At 53.7% G+C, this 21,109-nt stretch carries 18 protein-coding genes; 6 read left to right on the forward strand and 12 right to left on the reverse strand.

The annotated features are described in order from the left end of the window. The 5 genes from rsfS to HV832_RS04350 all read left to right on the forward strand — a co-directional run bounded on the left by rsfS (position 1) and on the right by HV832_RS04350 (position 4,466). The gene (gene rsfS / locus HV832_RS04330) at positions 1-708 is read left to right on the forward strand and encodes a ribosome silencing factor (protein ID WP_176802323.1); all 708 of its coding nucleotides are present in this window, start codon (positions 1-3) and stop codon (positions 706-708) included. A gap of 99 nt (positions 709-807) precedes the next feature. After that, positions 808-1,278 carry a 23S rRNA (pseudouridine(1915)-N(3))-methyltransferase RlmH gene (gene rlmH, locus HV832_RS04335; RefSeq protein ID WP_176802324.1) on the forward strand — a complete coding sequence of 157 codons (471 nt, stop codon included), beginning with the start codon at positions 808-810 and terminating at the stop codon, positions 1,276-1,278. An 18-nt stretch (positions 1,279-1,296) separates the two neighbouring features. Further along, the gene (locus HV832_RS04340) at positions 1,297-1,914 is read left to right on the forward strand and encodes a Maf family protein (protein ID WP_176802325.1); all 618 of its coding nucleotides are present in this window, start codon (positions 1,297-1,299) and stop codon (positions 1,912-1,914) included. A 12-nt stretch (positions 1,915-1,926) separates the two neighbouring features. Beyond that, entirely contained in the window at positions 1,927-3,393 is a 1,467-nt protein-coding gene (gene rng, locus HV832_RS04345) for a ribonuclease G (protein ID WP_176802326.1), read from the forward strand. Positions 3,394-3,398: 5 nt separating this feature from the next. After that, positions 3,399-4,466: an acyltransferase family protein gene (locus HV832_RS04350; RefSeq protein ID WP_176802327.1), complete on the forward strand. Its 1,068-nt coding sequence runs from the start codon at positions 3,399-3,401 to the stop codon at positions 4,464-4,466. On the opposite strand, the gene HV832_RS04355 is transcribed toward HV832_RS04350, so the two are convergent. The 8 genes from HV832_RS04355 to HV832_RS04390 form a co-directional block, all read right to left on the reverse strand. Further along, the gene (locus HV832_RS04355; RefSeq protein ID WP_176802328.1) at positions 4,435-5,679 is read right to left on the reverse strand and encodes an acetate/propionate family kinase; all 1,245 of its coding nucleotides are present in this window, start codon (positions 5,677-5,679) and stop codon (positions 4,435-4,437) included. The genes HV832_RS04350 and HV832_RS04355 overlap by 32 nt on opposite strands. Continuing rightward, the gene (locus HV832_RS04360; RefSeq protein WP_176802329.1) at positions 5,676-7,100 is read right to left on the reverse strand and encodes a bifunctional enoyl-CoA hydratase/phosphate acetyltransferase; all 1,425 of its coding nucleotides are present in this window, start codon (positions 7,098-7,100) and stop codon (positions 5,676-5,678) included. The genes HV832_RS04355 and HV832_RS04360 overlap by 4 nt, the downstream gene beginning before the upstream one ends. Before the next feature lie 91 nt (positions 7,101-7,191). Next, positions 7,192-7,968, reverse strand: a complete 777-nt coding sequence (gene fabI, locus HV832_RS04365) for an enoyl-ACP reductase FabI (RefSeq protein ID WP_176802330.1) — start codon at positions 7,966-7,968, stop codon at positions 7,192-7,194. Between the two features lie 40 nt (positions 7,969-8,008). Then, complete coding sequence (locus tag HV832_RS04370) at positions 8,009-9,169, reverse strand: ABC transporter permease (protein WP_176802331.1); 1,161 nt, start codon at positions 9,167-9,169, stop codon at positions 8,009-8,011. A gap of 36 nt (positions 9,170-9,205) precedes the next feature. Beyond that, positions 9,206-10,360, reverse strand: coding sequence for an ABC transporter permease (locus tag HV832_RS04375; protein WP_176802332.1), 1,155 nt, complete (start codon positions 10,358-10,360; stop codon positions 9,206-9,208). Beyond that, positions 10,357-12,384, reverse strand: coding sequence for an ATP-binding cassette domain-containing protein (locus HV832_RS04380; RefSeq protein WP_218131954.1), 2,028 nt, complete (start codon positions 12,382-12,384; stop codon positions 10,357-10,359). Before HV832_RS04380 ends, HV832_RS04375 begins: the two co-directional genes overlap by 4 nt. After that, complete coding sequence (locus HV832_RS04385; protein WP_218131955.1) at positions 12,360-13,472, reverse strand: HlyD family secretion protein; 1,113 nt, start codon at positions 13,470-13,472, stop codon at positions 12,360-12,362. The genes HV832_RS04380 and HV832_RS04385 overlap by 25 nt, the downstream gene beginning before the upstream one ends. 14 nt (positions 13,473-13,486) lie before the next feature. Next, on the reverse strand, positions 13,487-14,746 hold the full coding sequence (locus HV832_RS04390) for a TolC family protein (RefSeq protein WP_176802334.1): 1,260 nt from the start codon (positions 14,744-14,746) through the stop codon (positions 13,487-13,489). 291 nt (positions 14,747-15,037) lie between these two features. On the opposite strand from HV832_RS04390, the gene HV832_RS04395 reads away from it, so the two are divergent. Further along, positions 15,038-16,924: a PHA/PHB synthase family protein gene (locus tag HV832_RS04395; protein WP_218131956.1), complete on the forward strand. Its 1,887-nt coding sequence runs from the start codon at positions 15,038-15,040 to the stop codon at positions 16,922-16,924. A gap of 51 nt (positions 16,925-16,975) precedes the next feature. On the opposite strand, the gene HV832_RS04400 is transcribed toward HV832_RS04395, so the two are convergent. The 4 genes from HV832_RS04400 to msbA all read right to left on the reverse strand — a co-directional run bounded on the left by HV832_RS04400 (position 16,976) and on the right by msbA (position 21,047). Next, the gene (locus HV832_RS04400; RefSeq protein WP_176802335.1) at positions 16,976-17,551 is read right to left on the reverse strand and encodes a Crp/Fnr family transcriptional regulator; all 576 of its coding nucleotides are present in this window, start codon (positions 17,549-17,551) and stop codon (positions 16,976-16,978) included. A 6-nt stretch (positions 17,552-17,557) separates the two neighbouring features. Then, positions 17,558-18,643, reverse strand: a complete 1,086-nt coding sequence (waaF, locus tag HV832_RS04405) for a lipopolysaccharide heptosyltransferase II (RefSeq protein WP_176802336.1) — start codon at positions 18,641-18,643, stop codon at positions 17,558-17,560. Between the two features lie 20 nt (positions 18,644-18,663). Further along, positions 18,664-19,239 (reverse strand): peroxidase-related enzyme, encoded by a 576-nt coding sequence (locus HV832_RS04410; RefSeq protein WP_399310058.1) that lies wholly within the window; start codon positions 19,237-19,239, stop codon positions 18,664-18,666. 62 nt (positions 19,240-19,301) lie between these two features. Further along, positions 19,302-21,047 carry a lipid A export permease/ATP-binding protein MsbA gene (gene msbA / locus HV832_RS04415; RefSeq protein WP_176802338.1) on the reverse strand — a complete coding sequence of 582 codons (1,746 nt, stop codon included), beginning with the start codon at positions 21,045-21,047 and terminating at the stop codon, positions 19,302-19,304. Positions 21,048-21,109 lie beyond the last annotated feature (62 nt).

Below are 21,109 nucleotides of genomic sequence, written 5' to 3' on the forward strand. Positions count from 1 at the left end.
ATGGATATTAAAAAATTACAAACTCTGGTCGTCGACGCTCTCGAGGACGTTAAAGGCCAGGACATACAGTTATTCGACACAACCCATCTGACCAGCCTGTTTGACCGCGTCCTGATCGCTTCAGGGACATCCAATCGCCAGACCAAAGCGCTGGCAGCCTCGGTGCGCGACAAGGTCAAGGAAAACGGCGGTCAAATCGTCAGCATGGAAGGCGAAGTCACCGGCGAGTGGGTGCTGGTTGATCTGGGTGATATGGTCGTGCACATCATGCAACCAGCGATCCGCGCTTACTATCGTCTGGAAGAAATTTGGGGAGACAAGCCGGTCAAGCTGGGCGCCGCCAAACGTACGGCAAGAAAGAGCGCCAGCCCAAGTGATGATGTTGCAGACAAACCGAAACGCACATCACGCAAGCCAGCCGGTAAGGCAGCACCGCTGGAAGTAACTCCGGATATGATGGCAATTCAGACCACGCTGGATGACGAGCCGAAAAAAACGGCGCGCAAGCCACGTACCACCAAGGCAGCCGACGGCGATGTCAAACCGGCGCGCAAACCGGCAGCACGAAAGACAGCGGAAGGAGCCGCAGCCAAACCTGCCAAAATTCCGACCGGTGCACGGGTAAAAGTCGCAGCGACAAAAACAGCAATCGCGTCAGCCAAAGAGGCCGCGGCCAAACGTCCTGCACGCAAGAAAGCTGCCGAATGAACCGGTTGCTCCATTGCTGAATGATGCTGAAGAAATGGCTGCCTTGCGCAGCCATTTTTTTAGCAATCAATTTACGTATTTATTTCGCTGAAACTCCGTATGCAATTAATTATCGTTGCCGTTGGCCACAAAATGCCAGACTGGATAGAAACCGGTTTTCATGAATACACAAAACGCATGCCTCCGGAATGCCGCCTGTCCCTGAAGGAAATCAAACCGGTGGAGCGTTCCGGCAGTAAAACGGCTGAAACCGTCATGGCGCTGGAACGTGCCAGAATTGAAGCTGTGATCCCCAAGAATGCCCGGATTATCGCGCTCGATGAACGGGGCAGGGACTGGACCAGTGTTGCGCTGTCTCAGAACCTGACACAGTGGCAGCAGGACGGGCGTGATGTCGTATTTCTGATCGGTGGCGCAGATGGTCTGGATGCCGGACTCAAAGCCAGCGCAGACACCCTGCTGAGAATTTCCAGCCTGACCCTGCCGCACGGTATGGTCAGAGTTCTGCTGGCAGAGCAGTTGTACCGTGCATGGAGTATCACGCAAAATCACCCTTATCACCGGATCTGAATCTCACTTTCGACAAATATGCTGCCTGATAACAAAATTTACCTCGCCTCCAAAAGCCCGCGCCGCAGAGAATTGCTGGCACAAGTTGGCATCGAATTTGAATTACTGCTGCTACGCGATGCTCCACCGCGCGGCCCGGATGTCAGTGAAATCGTCCTGCCTGGTGAACTGCCGCTGACATATGTAAGCCGTGTCACAAAAGAAAAAGCTGAAATGGCATGGAAAGTCATGCATATGCGCAAATTACCGGTACGCCCGGTGCTGGCCGCAGATACCACGGTGGTCTTCCGGGATCAGATTCTGGGCAAACCGGCAAACCTTGAGGAAGCAATCCGTATGCTGACCATGCTGGCTGGCCAGACTCACCAAGTACTGACCAGCCTTGCGGTACAGCACCAGCACGGGCAGGTCAGCATGACGCAGTATTCCGAAGTGACCTTCAGCTCTTTAACTGAAAAACAGATTCTGGCTTATTGCAGCACTCAGGAACCTTATGACAAAGCGGGCGGATACGGCATACAGGGTGCTGCCGCCCGCTTTATTTCACACATCAATGGCAGTTATTCTGGCATTATGGGTTTACCCTTATTTGAGACTTGTCAGGCATTACGTCAGTCCGGTATTTTTATTCCTTAATTTCCGATATTCATGAGCGAAAATCTCCTCATTAACATTACCCCGCAAGAAACCCGTGTCGCCCTGATTTTTCAGGGTGCTGTTCAAGAGTTGCACATAGAAAGAACCTTGTCCCGCGGACTGGTCGGGAATATTTATCTGGGTAAAGTCGTGCGCGTACTGCCTGGCATGCAATCTGCATTTATCGACATTGGCCTGGAACGGGCCGCTTTCCTGCATGTTGCCGACATCTGGGATGCACGACCACAAGAAGGCAATGCGAACGCACCACTGATTCCGATCGAAAAACTGCTGTTTGACGGTCAGTCCATCACCGTGCAGGTGATCAAAGACCCGATAGGCACCAAGGGGGCCCGCCTTTCGACTCAGATTTCGATTGCCGGGCGCATGCTAGTCTACCTTCCTCAGGATTCCCATATCGGCATCTCGCAAAAAATTGAAAACGAGGCTGAACGTGAAGCACTTCGCAGTAAAGTTCAAGGATTGCAGCAGCCGGATGAAAAAGGTGGTTTCATCGTCAGGACAATGGCAGAAGACGCTTCCGACGAAGATTTAAAGGCCGATATCGATTATCTGCGGCGCACCTGGTCCACCATTACGCAACTGGCCAAAACCCAGCCGCCGACCACATTACTGTATCAGGATCTGAATCTGGCGCAGCGCGTGCTGCGTGATTTTGTGAATGAAGAAACCGACAGTATTCAGGTAGATTCCCGCGAAAATTACCTGATGCTGCAGGAATTTGCTAACCGCTACATGCCCTCCGTGCTGGCCAAACTGCAGCATTACACCGGCGAACGTCCGCTGTTTGACCTGTATGGCGTCGAAGAGGAAATCGAACGGGCGCTGGGCCGCCGTGTCGATCTGAAATCCGGCGGCTACCTGATTGTCGACCAGACCGAAGCCATGACGACGATCGACGTCAATACCGGTAGTTTTGTCGCTGGCCGCAACTTTGATGACACTATCTTCAAAACCAATCTGGAAGCGGCGCACGCCATTGCCCGTCAGCTGCGCCTGCGTAATCTGGGTGGCATCATCATTCTCGATATCATCGATATGGAAAATGATGAGCACAAAGCGGCTGTGTTGTCGGAGCTGAACAAAGCATTGTCACGCGACCGCACCAAATTGTCAGTATCAGGCTTCTCCGCACTGGGCCTGGTTGAAGTCACCCGCAAACGCACCCGCGAATCGCTGGCTCATGTCCTGTGCGAAACCTGCCCCGCGTGTAACGGCAAAGGACAGGTCAAGACCGCCCGCACCATCTGCTACGAGATACTGCGTGAGCTGTTGCGCGAAGCCAAGCAGTTTAATCCCCGCGAGTTCCGTATCATGGCCTCGCAGGTCGTGGTGGATATGTTTCTGGAGGAAGAATCGCAGCATCTGGCAATGCTGGGTGATTTCATCGAGAAACCGATTTCCCTGCAGGTAGAAAACATGTTCCATCAGGAGCAGTACGACATTATCCTGATGTGACAAGCATGCAGCAAAAGCGCGAAAACTGGGTTGATTTTGCCAAGGGAATCGGCATTTTGCTGGTGGTATACGGTCATGTGAGCCGCGGCATTGTCAATGCAGGTATGGCTGTGGATCTGGCCTGGTTCACAGTAGCCGACAGTGTGATTTATAGCTTTCACATGCCGCTGTTTTTTTTCCTGTCCGGTCTGTTCCTGCTACCCGGTCTGAAGAAATACGGCAGCCGCGGGCTGGTCGCCGAAAAGATCGACAGTATTCTTTATCCCTACCTTATCTGGTCGCTGCTGCAGGGCGGCACAGAAGTGCTGTTGTCACGTTTCACCACGGCCAGGACAAACATGACGGAAGTCTTATCGCTGCTCTGGCAGCCGCGCGCGCAGTTCTGGTTTTTATATGTCCTGTTCGGCTTATTTGTGCTGATGGCAATCACGCTGCGCCAGCATCAGCCTGTGACTGGCCGCTCAACGCTACTGGCTGTGGGCGGTGCATTGGCCGCATGGTGTCTGTCTGTGTGGCTGGCGTTGCCTTTTCCGCTTGATTTCCTGGGTGGATATCTGATTTTCTTTTTGATGGGCGCTTACGGCTTTTACTGGAAAGACGAACTGCATCGCTATCTGGCACCTTACGCAATGCCATTGCTGATCGCATCAGGATTGCTGTTTGTGAGTGCCGAATGGCTGTTTCATGTGCCGTTGCGACTGCTGTTCAGTGATCATTCTCCGTTGAACCTGTTGCTGGCCTGCAGCGGCATCATGCTGGTCAATGGTCTGGCGATGTCAATGGTACGGTCAGGCATACGCTGGCTGCAGATATTTGAAACGCTGGGATATTACTCCATGCCGGTTTATCTGATGCATATTCTGGCGGGCAGCGGCATACGGATTGTTTTGAGCAGATTTCTGCATATTGACTCCACCTGGCTGCATTTGTTGGCAGGCTGCGCCGCTGGAATACTGCTTCCCGTGTTTGTTTTCCGGCTGACGCAACAACCGGCGCGACGACCGCTGCAGTATTTATTCAGACCTCCGGCCTGGCTTTCTTTCAAGCCGGACAGACCCGTTGGGGGGCAATGATCGCAGAAGCATCCATTGCGGCAATCCGGCCTTCATCCGTTGGAATAACCCAGATTTCGACCTGACTGTCTGCTGCATGAATGGTCATCGCCTGATCGCCGGTAGCGATAGCATTTTTTTCCGGATCAATCTTCAGTCCCAGATAATGCAAGCCCTCTGCGACCTGTCGGCGCAATACCGTATCATGCTCCCCGATCCCGCCGGTAAAGGCCAGTACATCCAGCCCGCCGGTGCAAGCGGTCAGACCGGCGCATTCACGCATGACCCGGTATGTGAACAAGGCAATTGCAGCCTGTGCCGCCGGGGCGTCGCTCTGGCGCAATGTCCGCATATCGGCTGAAAGGCCGGAAACACCCAGCAAACCGGATTCTTTATACAGCGTCTTTTCCAGTCTGACCGCATCCCATCCTGCCTGCATCAGATACAGTAAAACACCCGGGTCCAGCGCACCGCACCGGGTTCCCATCATCAGACCATCCAGCGCCGAAAAACCCATGGTGGTAGCGACGCTCTTTCCTTGCAACATGGCGCATGCACTGGCGCCGTTACCCAGATGTGCCATCACGACACGCTGCTTTGCTCTGCAGCTGTATTCTGCCAGTCGCTGTGAGACATAGCGGTAAGACAGCCCATGAAAACCATAACGACGGATTCCGGCATCGCGCAATGATTGTGGCAAAGCCAGTGTTTTTTCATACACCGGCAATTCTGCGTGGAATCCGGTATCAAAGCAGGCAATCTGGGGAATGTCCGGATAAGCGCGCTGAAACGCCAGAATACCTTCAAGATTATGCGGCTGATGCAGTGGTGCCAGTGGATTCAGGGTTTGCAGGTAACTGATCGCAGCGCTATCAATCAGTACCGAGGCCGCATATTGCTCGCCACCGTGCACAACCCGGTGTGCAATAGCAGTCACGTCAATATCCTTACCGTACGACGCAATCAGACGACGCAATTCGGTCAATGCGGCCGTAAAAGCGTCACTTCCGGTGACGTCTGTAGTCAGTGGAAAAGTCTGGCGCCCTGTTTGGTCAATGAGGCAGATCGCAGGTTTCCCGCCCGGTTCCAGCCCTTCCACCAAGCCGGAGACAACAGCGGCATCCACCAGTTGATCATGTAGCGGGTACAAGGCAAACTTCACCGTTGAGGAACCTGAATTCACCGACAGGATCGCTTGCTGCCGCTCTGCGGAAATGCTCTGCGCTAGGGTCATGGTGTATTTTTTCTGTATGCATGCGCCAGCAATTTCGCCAGTGCGGCCGATGCAACACGGCTTGCCACGCCATCAGCGCGACTGGTCAGCGCAATCGGCACCCGCGCCCCCAGAACGATACCGCAAGTTGCCGCTCCGGCCAGATATTCAAACTGCTTGGCCAGCATATTACCGGACTCCAGATCAGGGACCATCAAAATGTCAGGATCACCAGCGACTGGCGAATCGATCCCTTTGATCTGTGCCGCCTCTGCGGAAATCGCATTATCAAATGCCAGCGGCCCATCGACCACAGCACCGGTAATCTGTCTGCGCTCAACCATCTTGCACAACGCAGCAGCATCCAGTGTCGACTGCATTTTAGAATTGACCGTTTCCACTGCAGACAGCAACGCCACCTTGGGCTGAGCAATCTGCAATGCGTGTGCCAGATTAATGGCGTTTTGCAGGATATCCGTCTTTTCCGCCAGATCCGGTACGATATTCAAAGCAGCGTCTGTCAGCAGCAGCACTTTGTGATACATCGGTACATCCAGGTGAAACACGTGCGATAAGCGGCGCTTGGTGCGCAGCGCTGTGCTATGCACCACCGCGCCCATCAGTTCATCGGTGTGCAGACTGCCTTTCATCAGTGCTTCAACCTGTCCGCTTTCTGCCAGCGCAACCGCGCGATCTGCCGCCGCATGACTATGAGGAACATCGATCAGTTCAAACTGGCTGATATCGAGCCCGGCACGACTGGCGACATCACGCAGTTTTTCACAGGGTGCAATCAGTACGGGAATAATCAATCCCTGACGTGCAGCATCAAGCGCACCTGCCAGTGAATCAGCATCACAGGGATGGACCACGGCACAACGTACCGGTTCCAGCCCGCTGACGCTGTCCAGCAGTTTTTTCTGCCGCATACCAAGCTCGAACATGGCCACGGTCGGCAACTGCATACGCTGCCGGCTGACCTTTTCCGTCGGTGCAATCACCAGTGCATGACCGGACACAACGGTGATGTCCTGTTGATTTTTAATCAGACAGTCCAGCGTCACCCGTTTTTTCTCGTCATCTTTGGACAACACCGTGACAGTGATAGTCAGGGTGTCGCCGATACGGACCGGTTTGGAGAAGTGCAGATTCTGCTCCAGATAAATCGTTCCCGGTCCGGGTAACTGAGTTCCGAGCACCGTTGAAATCAGCGCACCTCCCCACATACCATGTGCAATCACACCATGAAACAAGGTATTTTGGGCATACTCAGGATCAAGATGCGCCGGATTCACATCGCCGGAAACGGCTGCAAATGCCTGAATATCTGCCTGATTCAGCGTCCGTGTATAACTCGCACTCTGCCCGATCCGGATATCGTCATACACGACATTCGAGATCAGCCCCTGCTGTGTATGCACAGGATAAACAGGATCATTCATTTTGACTTCCCCAGGTTGAAATTTGCAAGGCGACGGATCTTGCCGGATTCGTTGTTCATCTTTATCTGCCGACCGCCATCAGACGGGGCGCTCAGTTCACAATATGGTAACCGCCATCCACATACAGGGTCTGACCCGTCATGCCCGATGCGGCATCGCTGATCAGAAAGGCGGCAAGCTGGCCAATCTCCGGCAAAGTGACCAAGCGCTTTAAGGGTGCATTCGTCTTTGCTTTTTCCATCAGCGCATCAAATTCCTGCAAACCGGATGCAGCGCGGGTCGGTACCGGTCCGGGTGAAATCGCATGCACCCGCGTTCCGGCCGGCCCCATCTCCACAGCCAGATACCGCACCAGCGATTCCAGCGCCGCCTTGACCGGCCCCATCAGACCATAGTGCGCCACGGCTTCATCTGCACCGAGATAGCTCATGGTCATCAGGCTGGCTCCCGGCGCCAGATGTGGCTCACATAAACGAGCAGCGCGCGCAAATGAATGGCAGGAAATATTCATCGCCTGCAAAAATCCTTGCGCAGAGCTGTCAAGCACACGTCCATGCAAATCGGTGAGCGGAGCCCAGGCAACAGAATGAATCAGGAAATCAATTTTACCCATTCTGTCCGCAGCAAACTGAATCAGCCGCTCCAGCTCTCCTTCCTTTTCAACATCGCAGACCAAGAGCGGCGATTGCAGCTGCTCTGCCAGCGGCGCCACGAACTGCAGGGCTTTATCGTTCAGACAGGACAATACCATCTGTGCCCCCAGCGCATGGGCAACGACAGCGCAGCCATACGCAATGCTGTGCGCATTTGCCAGCCCGATGATCACACCACGCTTGCCTGCTAGTGAAAACAAGGATTCCGGCTTCATAGTCAATTCCGTTTTAAATATTTCTGATGGCATCGCAGGTTCAGGCAAACTGCCGATGAAAACGTCGTATCGTACTGAGACTGACAAGCACGCCGATACAAAAGATACCCAGAAACATCGGCCACAGCACAGCAATCCCGGCACCTTTCATCAGAATGCCATAACTGGCATTGATGTAGTAATACAAAGGCGACACGTACATCCCGAAACGCATCACGGCAGGCATTGCCTCAGGCGGCGTCCAGGCGCCGGATAAAAACATCATCGGCGCCAGAATCAGAATCACCATCATGCCTGCCTGAGCCATATTTCTGGTCACGGTCGCAATCAGGATTCCTATTCCTGCCAACGTGCTGACGTATAAGGTTGTCAGCGCAAAAAACAGCAACAGACTGCCGTTAACCGGAATCGAAAATACCGGAATCAGCATGCCAAACAACCCCAGTGCGGTTCCTGCCAGAATCACGGCCACCATCGCTATCATCTTTGGCACCATGATCTGCATCGGTGACAGTGGCGATACCAGCAGCTGTTCGATCGTTCCGCGTTCTTTTTCCCTGACCATGGCTGCTGCCGGCAATAGCATGGAAAATAAAGTCACCACATTCAGCAATTCCGATATTCCCATAAACCAGGCATCGTTCTGATTCGGATTAAACCAGACCCGCGTATGACTCCGGATCATCGGCAAATCACCTGCTGCATTTCCTCCACCCGCATTGATCCCCCATTGCCCGGCGATCTGCTCCAGTCCGAACCGGGCCACAATCTGCGTTGCATCCACCGATGCAAGAAAGCCCTGCACGGAATTGGAGGCATCGATCTGCAATTGCACTGCTGCTTTCTCACCACGGGCTAAAGCGGCACCAAAACCAGGCGGAATATCCAGCACGGCCATCGCCTTTCCGTCATCCAGCTGCTGCTGTCCCTGCGCAGCATGGCTGATCGTGCCCGCCCAACGGAACTCTGGTGGCATGAAACGTCCGGCCAGTTCGCGGGAAGCCGCACTGCGATCCATATCCGACAAGATTAATGCCGCATTATTTAACTGGAATGACACACCTGACGCAGCGTTATAAATATCGGCAGAAAAAGCGTACAGCACAAAAATCAGCAGCACCGGATCGCGGAATAACTGCAATAACTCTTTCCAGGTCATCGCCTGCAGGCGGCTCCACCAGATACGGTCAAATAAAAACATACGTCAGGCTCCAGAGCATCAGGTGATTCGGCGGCATCAATAACGCGGACGTTTATGAAATGCCAGAAAGCCGGCACTGAACAGCACGGCGGCATAGGCTGCCAGAATCAGCATATCCGGCCATAAGGCCATTAAACCGACACCTTTCAGAAAACTGCCGATCACAATTTCTGCGTAATACATTCCCGGCAGCAGATGTGCAATCACTGCCGCGACCGCCGATAAGGAAGGAATCGGAATAATCATTCCGGAATAAAGCACTGCGGGCACCACTGTCACAATCGCGGTTCCCACCATGGCAGCCACCTGAGTATTGACCACCACCGATACCAGCAAACCGATACCGGTCGTGCAGATCACATACAAAATCGTGGCAAGGAAAAAGAAAAGCAGATTACCCTTGAACGGTGCGCCGAACAGCAATAACGCAAACGCCGTCAGCGCACAGGCATTGATGACTGAAATACCGACGTAAGGTAATAATTTTCCGATCAGGTATTCTCCCCGTGACAGCGTGGAAGAATACACATTGTAAATGGCCCCGGATTCCTTTTCCCGCACCACTCCGAGCGCGGTCAGAAATGGCGGTGACAGCATCAGGATCACCATGATCAGCTTCGGTGCAACCGACCAGATGCTTTTCACTTCCTGGTTATACAGATAGCGGGTTTCCAGCTGTACAGGCTGCAAATGTGACTGAATATCTTCCTGCCGGACGCCGCTGAGTGCCGACACATGGGCCGACAGGTTTTCCAGATTAATAGCAGCATTAATGGCCGTGACATATCCTTTCGTGGTCAGGGCGCGGAATGGAAAAGTACCGTCAATCCAGGTCTGGACATCGGTTGCACGTCCCGCTCTGATATCTTCACCGAAGCGTGGGGGAATAATGATGACTGCCCGCAGCGTGTTATCGATGACCAGTTTTTCGACCTCTGCCTCTCGCTGTGCATAGCCCTGAAATGAAAAATACCGGGAATCCGTGAAGCGGTGTGCATAATCGCGGGACAGGGATGACTGATCGTAATCAATAATTGCGAACGGAATATTCTCCACGTCCAGCGACAATCCATAACCGAACAGCAGCATCAGCAAAGACGGTACAACGAAGGCAAGGATAAAGAATAATCTGTCGCGCACAATTTCGCGCCACTCCTTATATGCCACAACCCGGATACGCCGTAAATTCATGACTGAGCTCCTCCCGGATGCCGGTCTTCCGCCTCTAGTTTGGTCACGATATGCACAAATACATCTTCCATCGACAAACGCCGCGGCAGGATACTGATTTCTCCGGTACTTCCCAGCACGGCAGTGATCTTCTGTAAATCGTGTTCAGGCAACGGCAGCAGAACATGGATACGGGAACCGAATAATGCAACGTTCAGAAATCCTGCTGCCTGCAGTTGCTGCAAGGCCGCCGGTGCATCCTGACAATGAATTTCATACAGCTTTCCGGCCTGCTGTTCGACATCCCGCTTGAGTTGTTCCGGTGACGCATCTGCCACGACCCGGCCTGCATACATGAGTGCAATATGATCGCAATGCTCCGCTTCCGACATGTAATGCGTGGTCACCAGAATCGTCACATTTTCTTCACGCGATAACCGGAACAGCACATCCCAGAAAGCACGCCGCCCCAGCGGGTCAACGCCGGAAGTCGGCTCATCCAGAAACAAAACCTGCGGGCGGTGAATCAGTGCGCAACCTAAGGCCAGGCGCTGCCGCAACCCCATAGGCAAGCTGGCCGTCAGGCTGTACCCGAAAGGTCGCAGACCTGCCATGTCGAGTATCCAGTCCATCCGGGCGGCTGTTTCTTTTCTTGTCAGGCCATAAATACCGGCATACAGGCGGATATTTTCCAATACCGATAAATCGAGATACAGGGAAAAAGCCTGTGACATATAGCCAATGCGTTCACGAATCTGACGGCCGCCAGTGCGGACGTCAGCACCAGCAACCCTGCCTTTTCCTTCGGTCTGGCTCAGAATACCGGTCAGCATTTTAATCACGGTGCTCTTGCCCGCGCCATTGGCACCGAGCAAGCCAAAAATTTCCCCCTGGGGCACCTGGAAACTGACCTGATCGACTGCCTTGAACTCCCCGAAAGTCCGGCTCAGCTGTTCCGCTTCGATTGCCAGCCCCTGTGCGCCGTAGCGTGGGCCATCAGATGACAGCTGCACGACATCTGTTTCAGTCTCTTTCCGCACCAGATTTTTTTGCCGCAACAGCGCGATGAACACATCTTCCAGTTCAGGTTCCAGCACTTCGCACGCGGACAACGCAATATCCGGCAAGCAATCCAGCACCATCGTCCTGGCCTGCTGTCTGTCCGTCGTATCGGTGAACACACGTATTTCCTGGCCCAGCACTTCCATTTGCGGAAACTGCGCAGATAAACGATGCGCGGCCAGGACTTGCTGCCCGGGGTCTGCGCACACTCCGGCGACAATACTGCCGGCAGCCAGCACGCGGATATGTTCCGGCTCGCCGGAAGCCAGAATTTTTCCGGCGTGCATCAGGGATACGCGGTGAAAGCGGCTGGCCTCGTCCATGTATGCCGTTGATACCAGTGCGGTAATGCCTTTTTCTTTCAGCAAGCGTGCCAGAATGCTCCAGAATTCACGACGTGACACCGGGTCAACGCCCGTTGTCGGTTCATCCAGAATCACCAGTCTTGGTTCGTGGATCAGGGTACAGACCAGCCCGAGTTTCTGTTTCATGCCGCCTGAGAGATTTTTCATAGGCCGGTCGCGAAAGCGCTCCAACCGGGTGCTTTTTAATAATGCCTCTTTCCGCTCGCTGAACTCCTCCCGGCTTAACAGGCGCAAGCCACCGAAATAGTCGATGTTTTCCTCCACCGACAAATCCCCATACAGGTTTTGTCCCAGACCTTGCGGCATCAGGCCGATGCGGTCTTTGACCATTTCGCTGGCGGCCTCAGAATCAACCAGTTGCCCGAATATCTGCAAACGTCCGCTGTCATGCGCCAAGACGCCGGCGACCGATTTCAGCAGACTGCTTTTGCCTGCGCCATCGGGGCCGATCAAGCCATAGATTTCACCCGCCCTGACCTGCAGCGTTACACCATCCATGGCAATCTGGCTGCCATAGCATTTACTCAAACCCTGCGCATCAACGACGATTTTTTCCACCGGGTCAGTCGCCGTCTGCATCGACAAAGGCATCATTATTTCCAGCGTGGTTTTTGCCATTCGATGCCGTCTTGCCAGCGGATGACGGCATCTGCCGGTAACCCCGGAGTCAGCTGATGTCCTGGATTTTCTTTAATGGCAAGTTTGACTGCGTACACCAGCTTGACCCGCTCATCGGTGGTCTGCACTTCTTTCGGCGTAAATTCTGCACGCGATGAAATATAGCTGACCTTCCCTTCGTAATATTTATCCGGCTGCGCATCGGTATAAATCCGTACTGGCAAACCCAGCCGGACCTGGCCAATACGTGATTCAGGCACATACACCTTCAGATACAGATGATCGAGATTCACCATTTCCAGCACCGCACCTCCCGGCATGACGACTTCACCGGGTTCACGCAGGCGCGTCAGGACGATACCAGCCGACGGCGCTTTAATTGTCAGGTCGACCAGGACCGAATTGGCTTCGCTGAGCGCCGCAGCGGCACGGTCTTTTTGTGCCCTCAGGACATCGACTTCTTTCTGTTTCGCCTTGATTTTATCGTTGCCGAGACCTGCCTGTGCGGCGCCCTGCCGGGCACGGTTCACGGCTTGTTGCGCAGCGCTGACATCGGCACTGGCCACACGCGATCCGAGGTCTGCCTGTTCATAGCGGTGACGCTCAATCACCCCACGCTCAAACAGTTCTTTATGCCGCTGCGCATCGCGCGCTGCCTGCTGCTCCACCGCTTCTGCCTTGTGCAACGCTGCCTGCGCCTGGCTCTGCGTTGCATCGGCCACACTGACGCCCATCGGCACTTCTTTCTGCGCAATCTCCAGACTCGCCTGAGCGGCACTCAGCTGCGCTTCAGTGGCATTCAATGCCTGTTTTGCCTGCTCGGTTTTTGCCTGAAAGCTGTCGTCTTCCAGTTGCGCCACCACTGCACCGGCAACAATCGCATCTCCTTCTTTTGCCAGCATCTGACGAATCCGTCCCGGAAATTTAGCGGCCGCTACAATGCGCTCACCTTCAATTCGTCCACTGGCGGCAATCAGCCCTTCCGGTAATTGCCGGCTGCCGGCGAGGTAGTACATACCGCCTGCCACAATCACAATAGCAGCCGCACCGATTAATGCTGGCCCCAATAATTGAGATTTCTTTTCCATTCTTCGCTCATCCATCAAAGTTGACCGGTGACATGCAGTAATTGCAAACGTGCCAGTTCATTGTCATAAATGGCGTTATCGCGATTGGAATACGCCTGCAGACGCCGAGTTTCTGCATCCAGCACATCGCTGTTCGGTGCGAGGCCTTCACGATAACGTTCGCGCGCCAGCAGCAATACTTCATCTGCCTGCTCGACAGCTTTTGCCACCAGTTGCAGACGCGCTTTTGTTTCCTGGCGGTTCAGCCATGACTGTCTGACCTGCAAGGCAATTTTTTCCCGTGCATCCTGTTCCAGCTCGCGGATAGCCTGCGCATTGGCCGATAATTGGGATGCCTGATGACGGATCAGTCCGCCATCAAAAATTTCCCATTTCATGACCAGCCCGACCCACCAGCCTTTATCCGCAGCGAGATAACGGTTTTCCAATTTGTTGTAACCGGCGCTGATACCAAGCTGTGGCAATTGTCCGGACCGGATGCTGGATGCCTGCTGGCGGTACGCTTCGCCCTGACGGCTGAGCGCATGCAGTTCCCGGCGTTCCGTACTGGCTGTTTGCAATAAGGTAGCGAGCGCTGTTTCTGTCTGACTATCGGCAGACAGCGCCAGATCCGCCAACGCCACCGGTTGTTCAAAGCTGCGTCCCAGCCAGCAGTTGTAAGCTGCCCGCGCAAGTTCCAGCGCATTATTGGCCTGCAAGCCAAGCTGCCGCGCATTCGCCAGTGCCACTTCGGAGGCCAGCAGATCATGACGCGCCACATATCCTTGTGTTGCCAGCTGCTGCACGTCACTGACATGCTTACTGACTGCGTCAATATGACTCTGTGCCACGGCGACCGCATGTTCAGCGCGCAGTACCGCAATATACGACGACGCGACAGCCAGCTTCTGTTCACTGCGGGTCAATGTGGTTTGCGCCGCTGCCGCCTCGCTCAATGCTTCAGCTGCAGCCACGCCGGACGAAATTTTTCCGCTGGTGATCAGCGGTGCCGATAGCGTGACACCACCAAAATAAGCGGCATCCTGGGCAAACGGCAGGCTGGCACCTTTGAGCATAGGTAAGGCGGGAATACTGATTTTTGCAGCAGGTTCGGTTTCTGTCCTCAGATAACCGTACTCCAATGTCAGTTTTGGCAGGTAATTCGAACGCGCAGCACCGGTCATAGATTGTGCTGCCAACTCTTTTTGCTGTGCTGCAAAAAGCTGATGATCGCGCTGTAAAGCAATGCTCCAGGCCTGTTCCAGTGTTTCCGCAGCGTTGACAGGCAAGCTCATCGTAAAAAGACTGATACAGATCAAATAATATGGGAATATCCTGTTTTCCATAATTTTCCAGCCATTTTCCGGCATGATTGCCAGATAAAAATGATTAATTAAGCAACAAAAATATAACATCCTATCCTGCTATTGGGGTAGGGCCCATGTTGAAGGACGTGACAACAAGCATAAGTCATCGTAGTGTATTGCTGTGAGTGCACAATCGAATTGATTCGCATCAATTCGAACAACCTTGCATTTTGTGACAATCAAAATCACCACCTGAGCCCATCACCTGAGGATTCTCCGATGCGCAAGACCAAACCTGTCCAGACGTCCGATACCGTCATTCAGCAAAGCCAACCCAGCCCCGGTACGTCTGTAGAAAATGCACCGCATTCCCCGATCTGTTATCTGACCGGAAAAGAAGCGGCAGTCAGCTCGCTGGATATGGCCCTGCAGAACCACATCGCCAAACTGACAGGCGGGATTTCCCCGGCCAGTGTCAGTCTGGCATGGATGGACTGGGCCATGCACCTGACAACCGCCCCCGGTAAGCAACTCGATCTGATCGGCATGTGGCAGCAGCAGGCGGCTGAATGGCCTGCTTTTTTGCGAAATAATCTGGCCCAGATGACGGCACCAGCGACAACTCCCGTCAATCCGGATGCCGCACCGGCAGCAGACAGCGTTGTACCGGATAACCGTTTTTCCCATCCTGGCTGGGCTCAATGGCCATTTAATGCCATGAGCAAAGCCTTTCTGCAAACGCAGGATTTCTGGCAAAGCGCCACCACCGGCATACGCGGCGTCACGGCGCATCACGAAGACGTGGTGCAGTTCATGGCGCGCCAACTGCTTGACGTGGCATCACCTTCGAATTACGGCTGGCTGAATCCTGAAATCATCGATGCCACACAGCAAAGCGGCGGCAAAAACTTGCTGTCAGGCTGGCTGCACTGGTTGCAGGACATGGGCTGTGAACTCCCGGATCACTGCAATCAGGATGATCATCCGGTCAGAACTTTCCAGCCAGGTCGCGATGTCGCCCTGACAGCAGGAAAAGTGGTGTTCCGTAACCATCTGATCGAACTGATTCAATATTCTCCGCAAACCGACACCGTTTGCGCGGAACCTATTCTGATCGTTCCATCCTGGATCATGAAGTATTACATCCTTGACTTGTCACCACATAATTCCATGGTCCGGTTTCTGGTGGAGCAAGGGCATACGGTCTTCATGATCTCATGGCGTAATCCCGATAAAAATGACCGGGATCTGGGTATGGACGATTATCTCAGCAGCGGGCTGTTTGCCGCACTGAATGACATCCATCACCGTTTCCGCTGCCCAATACATACGGTGGGATATTGCCTGGGCGGTACCTTACTGGCGATTGGCGCAGCGGCGCTGGCCGGTCAGATTGCGCGCCAGGAAGTCCCTCATCCGGCGGAAATCTGCAGTATCACGCTACTGGCAGCACAGACAGATTTCAGCGAACCCGGAGAACTGGGTCTGTTCATCGACGAAAGCCAGTTGGCAATGCTGGATGCTCTGATGTGGAAGCAAGGCTATCTGGATGGCAAGCAGATGTCCGGCTCTTTTCAGTTACTTAACTCCCGTGATCTGATCTGGTCAAAAATCATGCGCGACTACATGCTTGGTTTGCGTACCCAGCCAAACGATCTGATGTCCTGGAATGCCGATACTACCCGCATGCCGTATCGCATGCACAGCGAGTATCTGAAACATCTGTTCCTGCATAATGATCTGGCGAAAGGGCATTACGAAGTCAATCAACATGCCATCGCGTTACGTGATATTCAGGTACCGATGTTTGTGGTAGGAACGGCAAAAGACCATGTATCGCCGTGGCGTTCCGTGTACAAGATTCATGTACTGACCGATGCCAAAATCGAATTTGTACTGGCCTCAGGCGGACATAATGCGGGCATCGTGTCGGAACCTGGCCACGCCCATCGCAGCTACCAGCACCTGCCTGCCGGACACCGTATGCTCAGCTATCATGATCCGGAAATCTGGCTGCAGGAAGCAGAAACAACATCCGGCTCATGGTGGAATTATTGGGAACAATGGCTGACTCAGCATTCATCCGCTGCCAGAATCAAGGCCCCGCACCCGCATGAGGATCCTGCATTGGGCGCTGCCCCAGGCAAGTATATTTTTGAAGACTGAACGCAAGCGCTGACTGACCAGATCATATCCGGCCAACCAGATCAATCTGACTCAGTCTGATGCAATCCGCTTGCGGATACGGCTCAGCGCTTCAGGCGTGACGCCCAGATAATGGGCGACATCGCGCAGCTGAATACGCGCTGCAATAGTCGGATATGTTTTCAGGAAAGACTGGTAACGCGCCTCGGGTGCCATGGTCAGCAGTTCACGTTCTCGCTGTTCCTTGCGCACGATGTGCTGCGCCAGCAACTGGCGGATCGCCCGCTGCCACACCGGATATTGTTCCGTCAGCTGGTTAATAGCGGCGTAATCAACCTGCTCAATGTCACAGGCATCAACAGCGGTTGCGAAATAATCGGTTGTCAGTCCGGTAATCAACACATTAGGGCAGGCAAAAAAATCCCCTTCGCTGATGAACGATTTGATCCATTCCTCACCGCTCTCACTCAAATAAGTCAACTTCACAATACCGCTGCGGACAACATACACATAAGGCTGCCATTCACCCACCGTGAAAATATTTTCACTCTTACCGAAATGACGGAGCTGATAAGACGGCGTTAACACATCCCAGCCCGGCAGCGGTATGCCGGCAAAACTTTCCAGCATGATTCGTGTCTGCTTCATTGCCACTTACTTTCCTTCATGCTCAAGCGCATGCCCCGCAAGCGCTGGCAACATGCGCTGTAACGGCTGCCACACCATGTCCGGCAACAGTTTTTCCATACAATCGTGATGCTGCAATGGACATTCTCTTTGCCGGCATGGTGCGCACTTCAGTTTCAGCGACAGCGAACAGGCGATATCTGAAAACGGCGGTGCGTGATCAGGATCGGTAGAACCATAAATCGCAATCACCGGCCGGTTGAGCGCGGAAGCAATATGCAGCAGCCCGGAGTCATTACTGACCATCGCCGTAGCGGCCGACATCAATGCCACCGCCTGATCGAGACTGGTTTTTCCTGCCAGATGATGAACCGCCGGACACAGACTACGAATCAGATCACAGACTTCATTGTCCTTGCCGGACCCCAGCAGCACAATCTGGGCATCCGGATGCCGTTGCAGGATATGATGCGCCAGTTGTGCAAAATGCCCGGGTGGCCAGCGCTTCGCCATACCGAATTCGGCTCCCGGAGCAAAACAGATCAGCGGCTGATCTTGCTTCAATCCCAGGCTGGATAAGACCTGATCACGCTGTTCCGGCGCAACCGTCAGTACCGGCTTCGGCAAACCGGCAGGCAAACCGCCAGACGGTGCAAAAGCAAGCGCTGCATAAAACGCCACCATCGGCCGCGGTTTGTTCTTGTCGTCATAATGCATGACATTAATCAGCCCATAACGGCTCTCGCCCCGATAGCCGATACGTTTGCGAATACCCGCCATCCAGGGCAGCAAGGCAAATTTCAGCGTGTTGGGCAAAATATAGGCCACCATATACCCACGCTCACGCAACAAACGCGAGAAACGCCAGCGCTCACGCAATTGCAACGCGCCATGCCTGAACGGGGTTTCCAGAATCGTATCCACCTCTGTCATCGCACGCAGCACCGGCGCAACCCAGGACGGCGCCAGTACATCGATTACGGCCTGCGGGTATTGCTGCTTCAGCAGACGTAATAATGGCTGCGCCATCACTGCATCACCAATCCAGTTGGGAGCAATCACCAGCAGGCGGGAAACACCATTTGCAGCAGTTATTGCAGAAACACCTGTCATCTGGGATGAAACACCGTGCGTCATCGCGAGGTACGTCCCATCAGAAAAAATTCGTCATTCGGCCGCATAGAAATCACATTCGCCATCCGGTTCGACAAACCGAAAAATGCCGTGATCGCAGCAATATCCCAGATATCCTCATCATCGAAGCCGTGAGCATGGAGCTTCAGATAATCAGCATCGCCCACATTGTGTGACTCCTGGCAGACTTTGAGTGCAAAATCCAGCATCGCCTGCTCGCGCGGACCAATATCGGCCTTGCGATGATTCACTGCAACCTGATCAGCCAGCAAGGTTTTTTTAGCGTAAATCCTCAATAGCGCACCGTGCGCCACCACACAATAGAGACACTGATTCCGGGCGCTGGTCGCCGTCACGATCATCTCGCGGTCAGCCTTGCTGAGATTGCCGCTGCTCTTGAGCATCAAAGCATCGTGGTAAGCAAAAAAGGCACGGAATTCCTCAGGTCTGTGCGCCAGCGTCAAAAAGACGTTCGGAACGAAACCGGCTTTTTCCTGGACCGCCAGGATTTTTTCGCGGATATCAACCGGTAATGCGGTTAATTCAGGCACAGGAAAACGCGATATGGGATTCATCATAAAATTCCTTTGTCAGTCTGATTTCTGCGGCAGTTAGTCAGTTTCTTATCGTTGGCTGTTTAATCAGCAAACTGCAAGCGGTACAAATTGGCGTAAACGCCTTCCTGCGCCAGAAGACTGGTATGGGTACCGATTTCGACAATCTGGCCATCTACCAGCACTGCAATCCGGCTTGCTCTTTCTATGGTGGAAAGCCGGTGTGCAATCACCAGCGTGGTGCGTCCCTGCATCAGCTCATCCAGCGCAGCCTGTACCGCCCGTTCCGATTCTGTGTCGAGTGCCGAAGTAGCCTCATCCAGAATCAGAATCGGAGCATCTTTATAGATAGCGCGGGCAATCGCCAGACGCTGCCGCTGGCCGCCTGACAAACGGCTGCCATTATCACCGATGACGGTATTGAGCCCATCGGGCAAATCGCGCACCACCTCTGTCAGATGCGCAGCCTGCACTGCCGCCAAAATACGCGCCATGTCAGGCTGAGTTTCACCATAAGCGATATTTGCCGCCAGCGTATCGTCAAACAGCACCACGTTCTGGCTCACCATGGCGATCTGTTCACGCAGACTGGAGAGCGCAATCTCCTGTATCGGCTGACCATCGAGCAAAATCTCTCCGGAATCCGGTGTGTAAAAACGCGGAACCAGATTCACCAGCGAGGTTTTACCACCGCCGGACATGCCAACCAGTGCAATCGTTTCTCCCGGCGCGATATTCAGGTGAATGTCTTTCAGTGCTTCCTGCTGTTGACCAGGATAAGAAAAACTGGTGCCGACAAAATCCAGCTTACCGATGGCACGATGCGTCAATATCTTGCCTGAATTCCGTTCAGCCGACGTATCGATCAGTGCAAACACAGACTCAGCTGCCGCCATGCCGCGCTGCATCGGGCCATTTAAGTCAGCCAGGCGTTTGAGCGGCGTCAGCAACAACATCATCAGGCTCACAAATTCGACGAAATGTCCGACTGTGGTGGCGTCTTCCTTCGCCTGCGACACAGCAAACATAATGACGACCGCAACAGCTACCGCTGCAGCCAATTGTGTCAATGGTGTCGTGGAAGCAACTGCCACCGTGGTGCGCATGGAATAGCCGCGCAATTTTTCATTCTTCGCCTCAAAACGCTGCTGCTCATAACGCTGCCCACCGAAAATGCGAATCACCTGGCTGGCGCGGGTCGCTTCTTCAATAACCTGTGTCAGTTCATTATTCACATCCAGCTGACTCTGGTTCAACTGGCGCAGACGCTTGCTGACTCCCCGCACCAGCCAGGCCATGACCGGCATCAGGATCAGCGCAATCATCGTCAGCTCCCAGTTACGCCATAATAAGGCGGCCAGCAACACCATCACCGTCAGAGAATCGCGGAACAGCGTCGTTAAAGATACCTTGAGCATCTCCACAACCTGCTGGGCTTCAAACATGATGGTGTTAATGATACGTCCGCTCGATTCCGCCTGATAAAAACTGATGGGAACATTCAATATCCGGTCAAAGATCTTGGCGCGCAGTTCATTCAATAAGCGTGTTGATACCCAGCTCATCAGATAGCTGGTGCTGAATGTGCAAATTCCCCGCAACAAAAAAATCCCGATAACAGCGACCGGCACTTTCCACAGCGCCAGATGACTGGCATCCCCTTTAAAACCGTGATCCAGGATATATCCCAGCGCCTTGGGGAACATGACTTCCGTCGAGGCGGTTCCCAGCATCGTCAGCAAGGCCCACCAGATACGCGACCGGTACGGTTGAACTGCCCCCCACAAGCGCCGGAAAACAGCAATCGTTTCTTTGTTAATCAGACTCATATTTTTTCAAATTTTTATCATTATTCTGCGGATAGCAAGCTGTCTGTTCCAGACAGGTCATG

Source organism: Cognatundibacterium oligocarboniphilum (genome assembly GCF_013377855.1).
GTDB classification, from domain to species: domain Bacteria; phylum Pseudomonadota; class Gammaproteobacteria; order Burkholderiales; family Burkholderiaceae_D; genus Undibacterium; species Undibacterium oligocarboniphilum.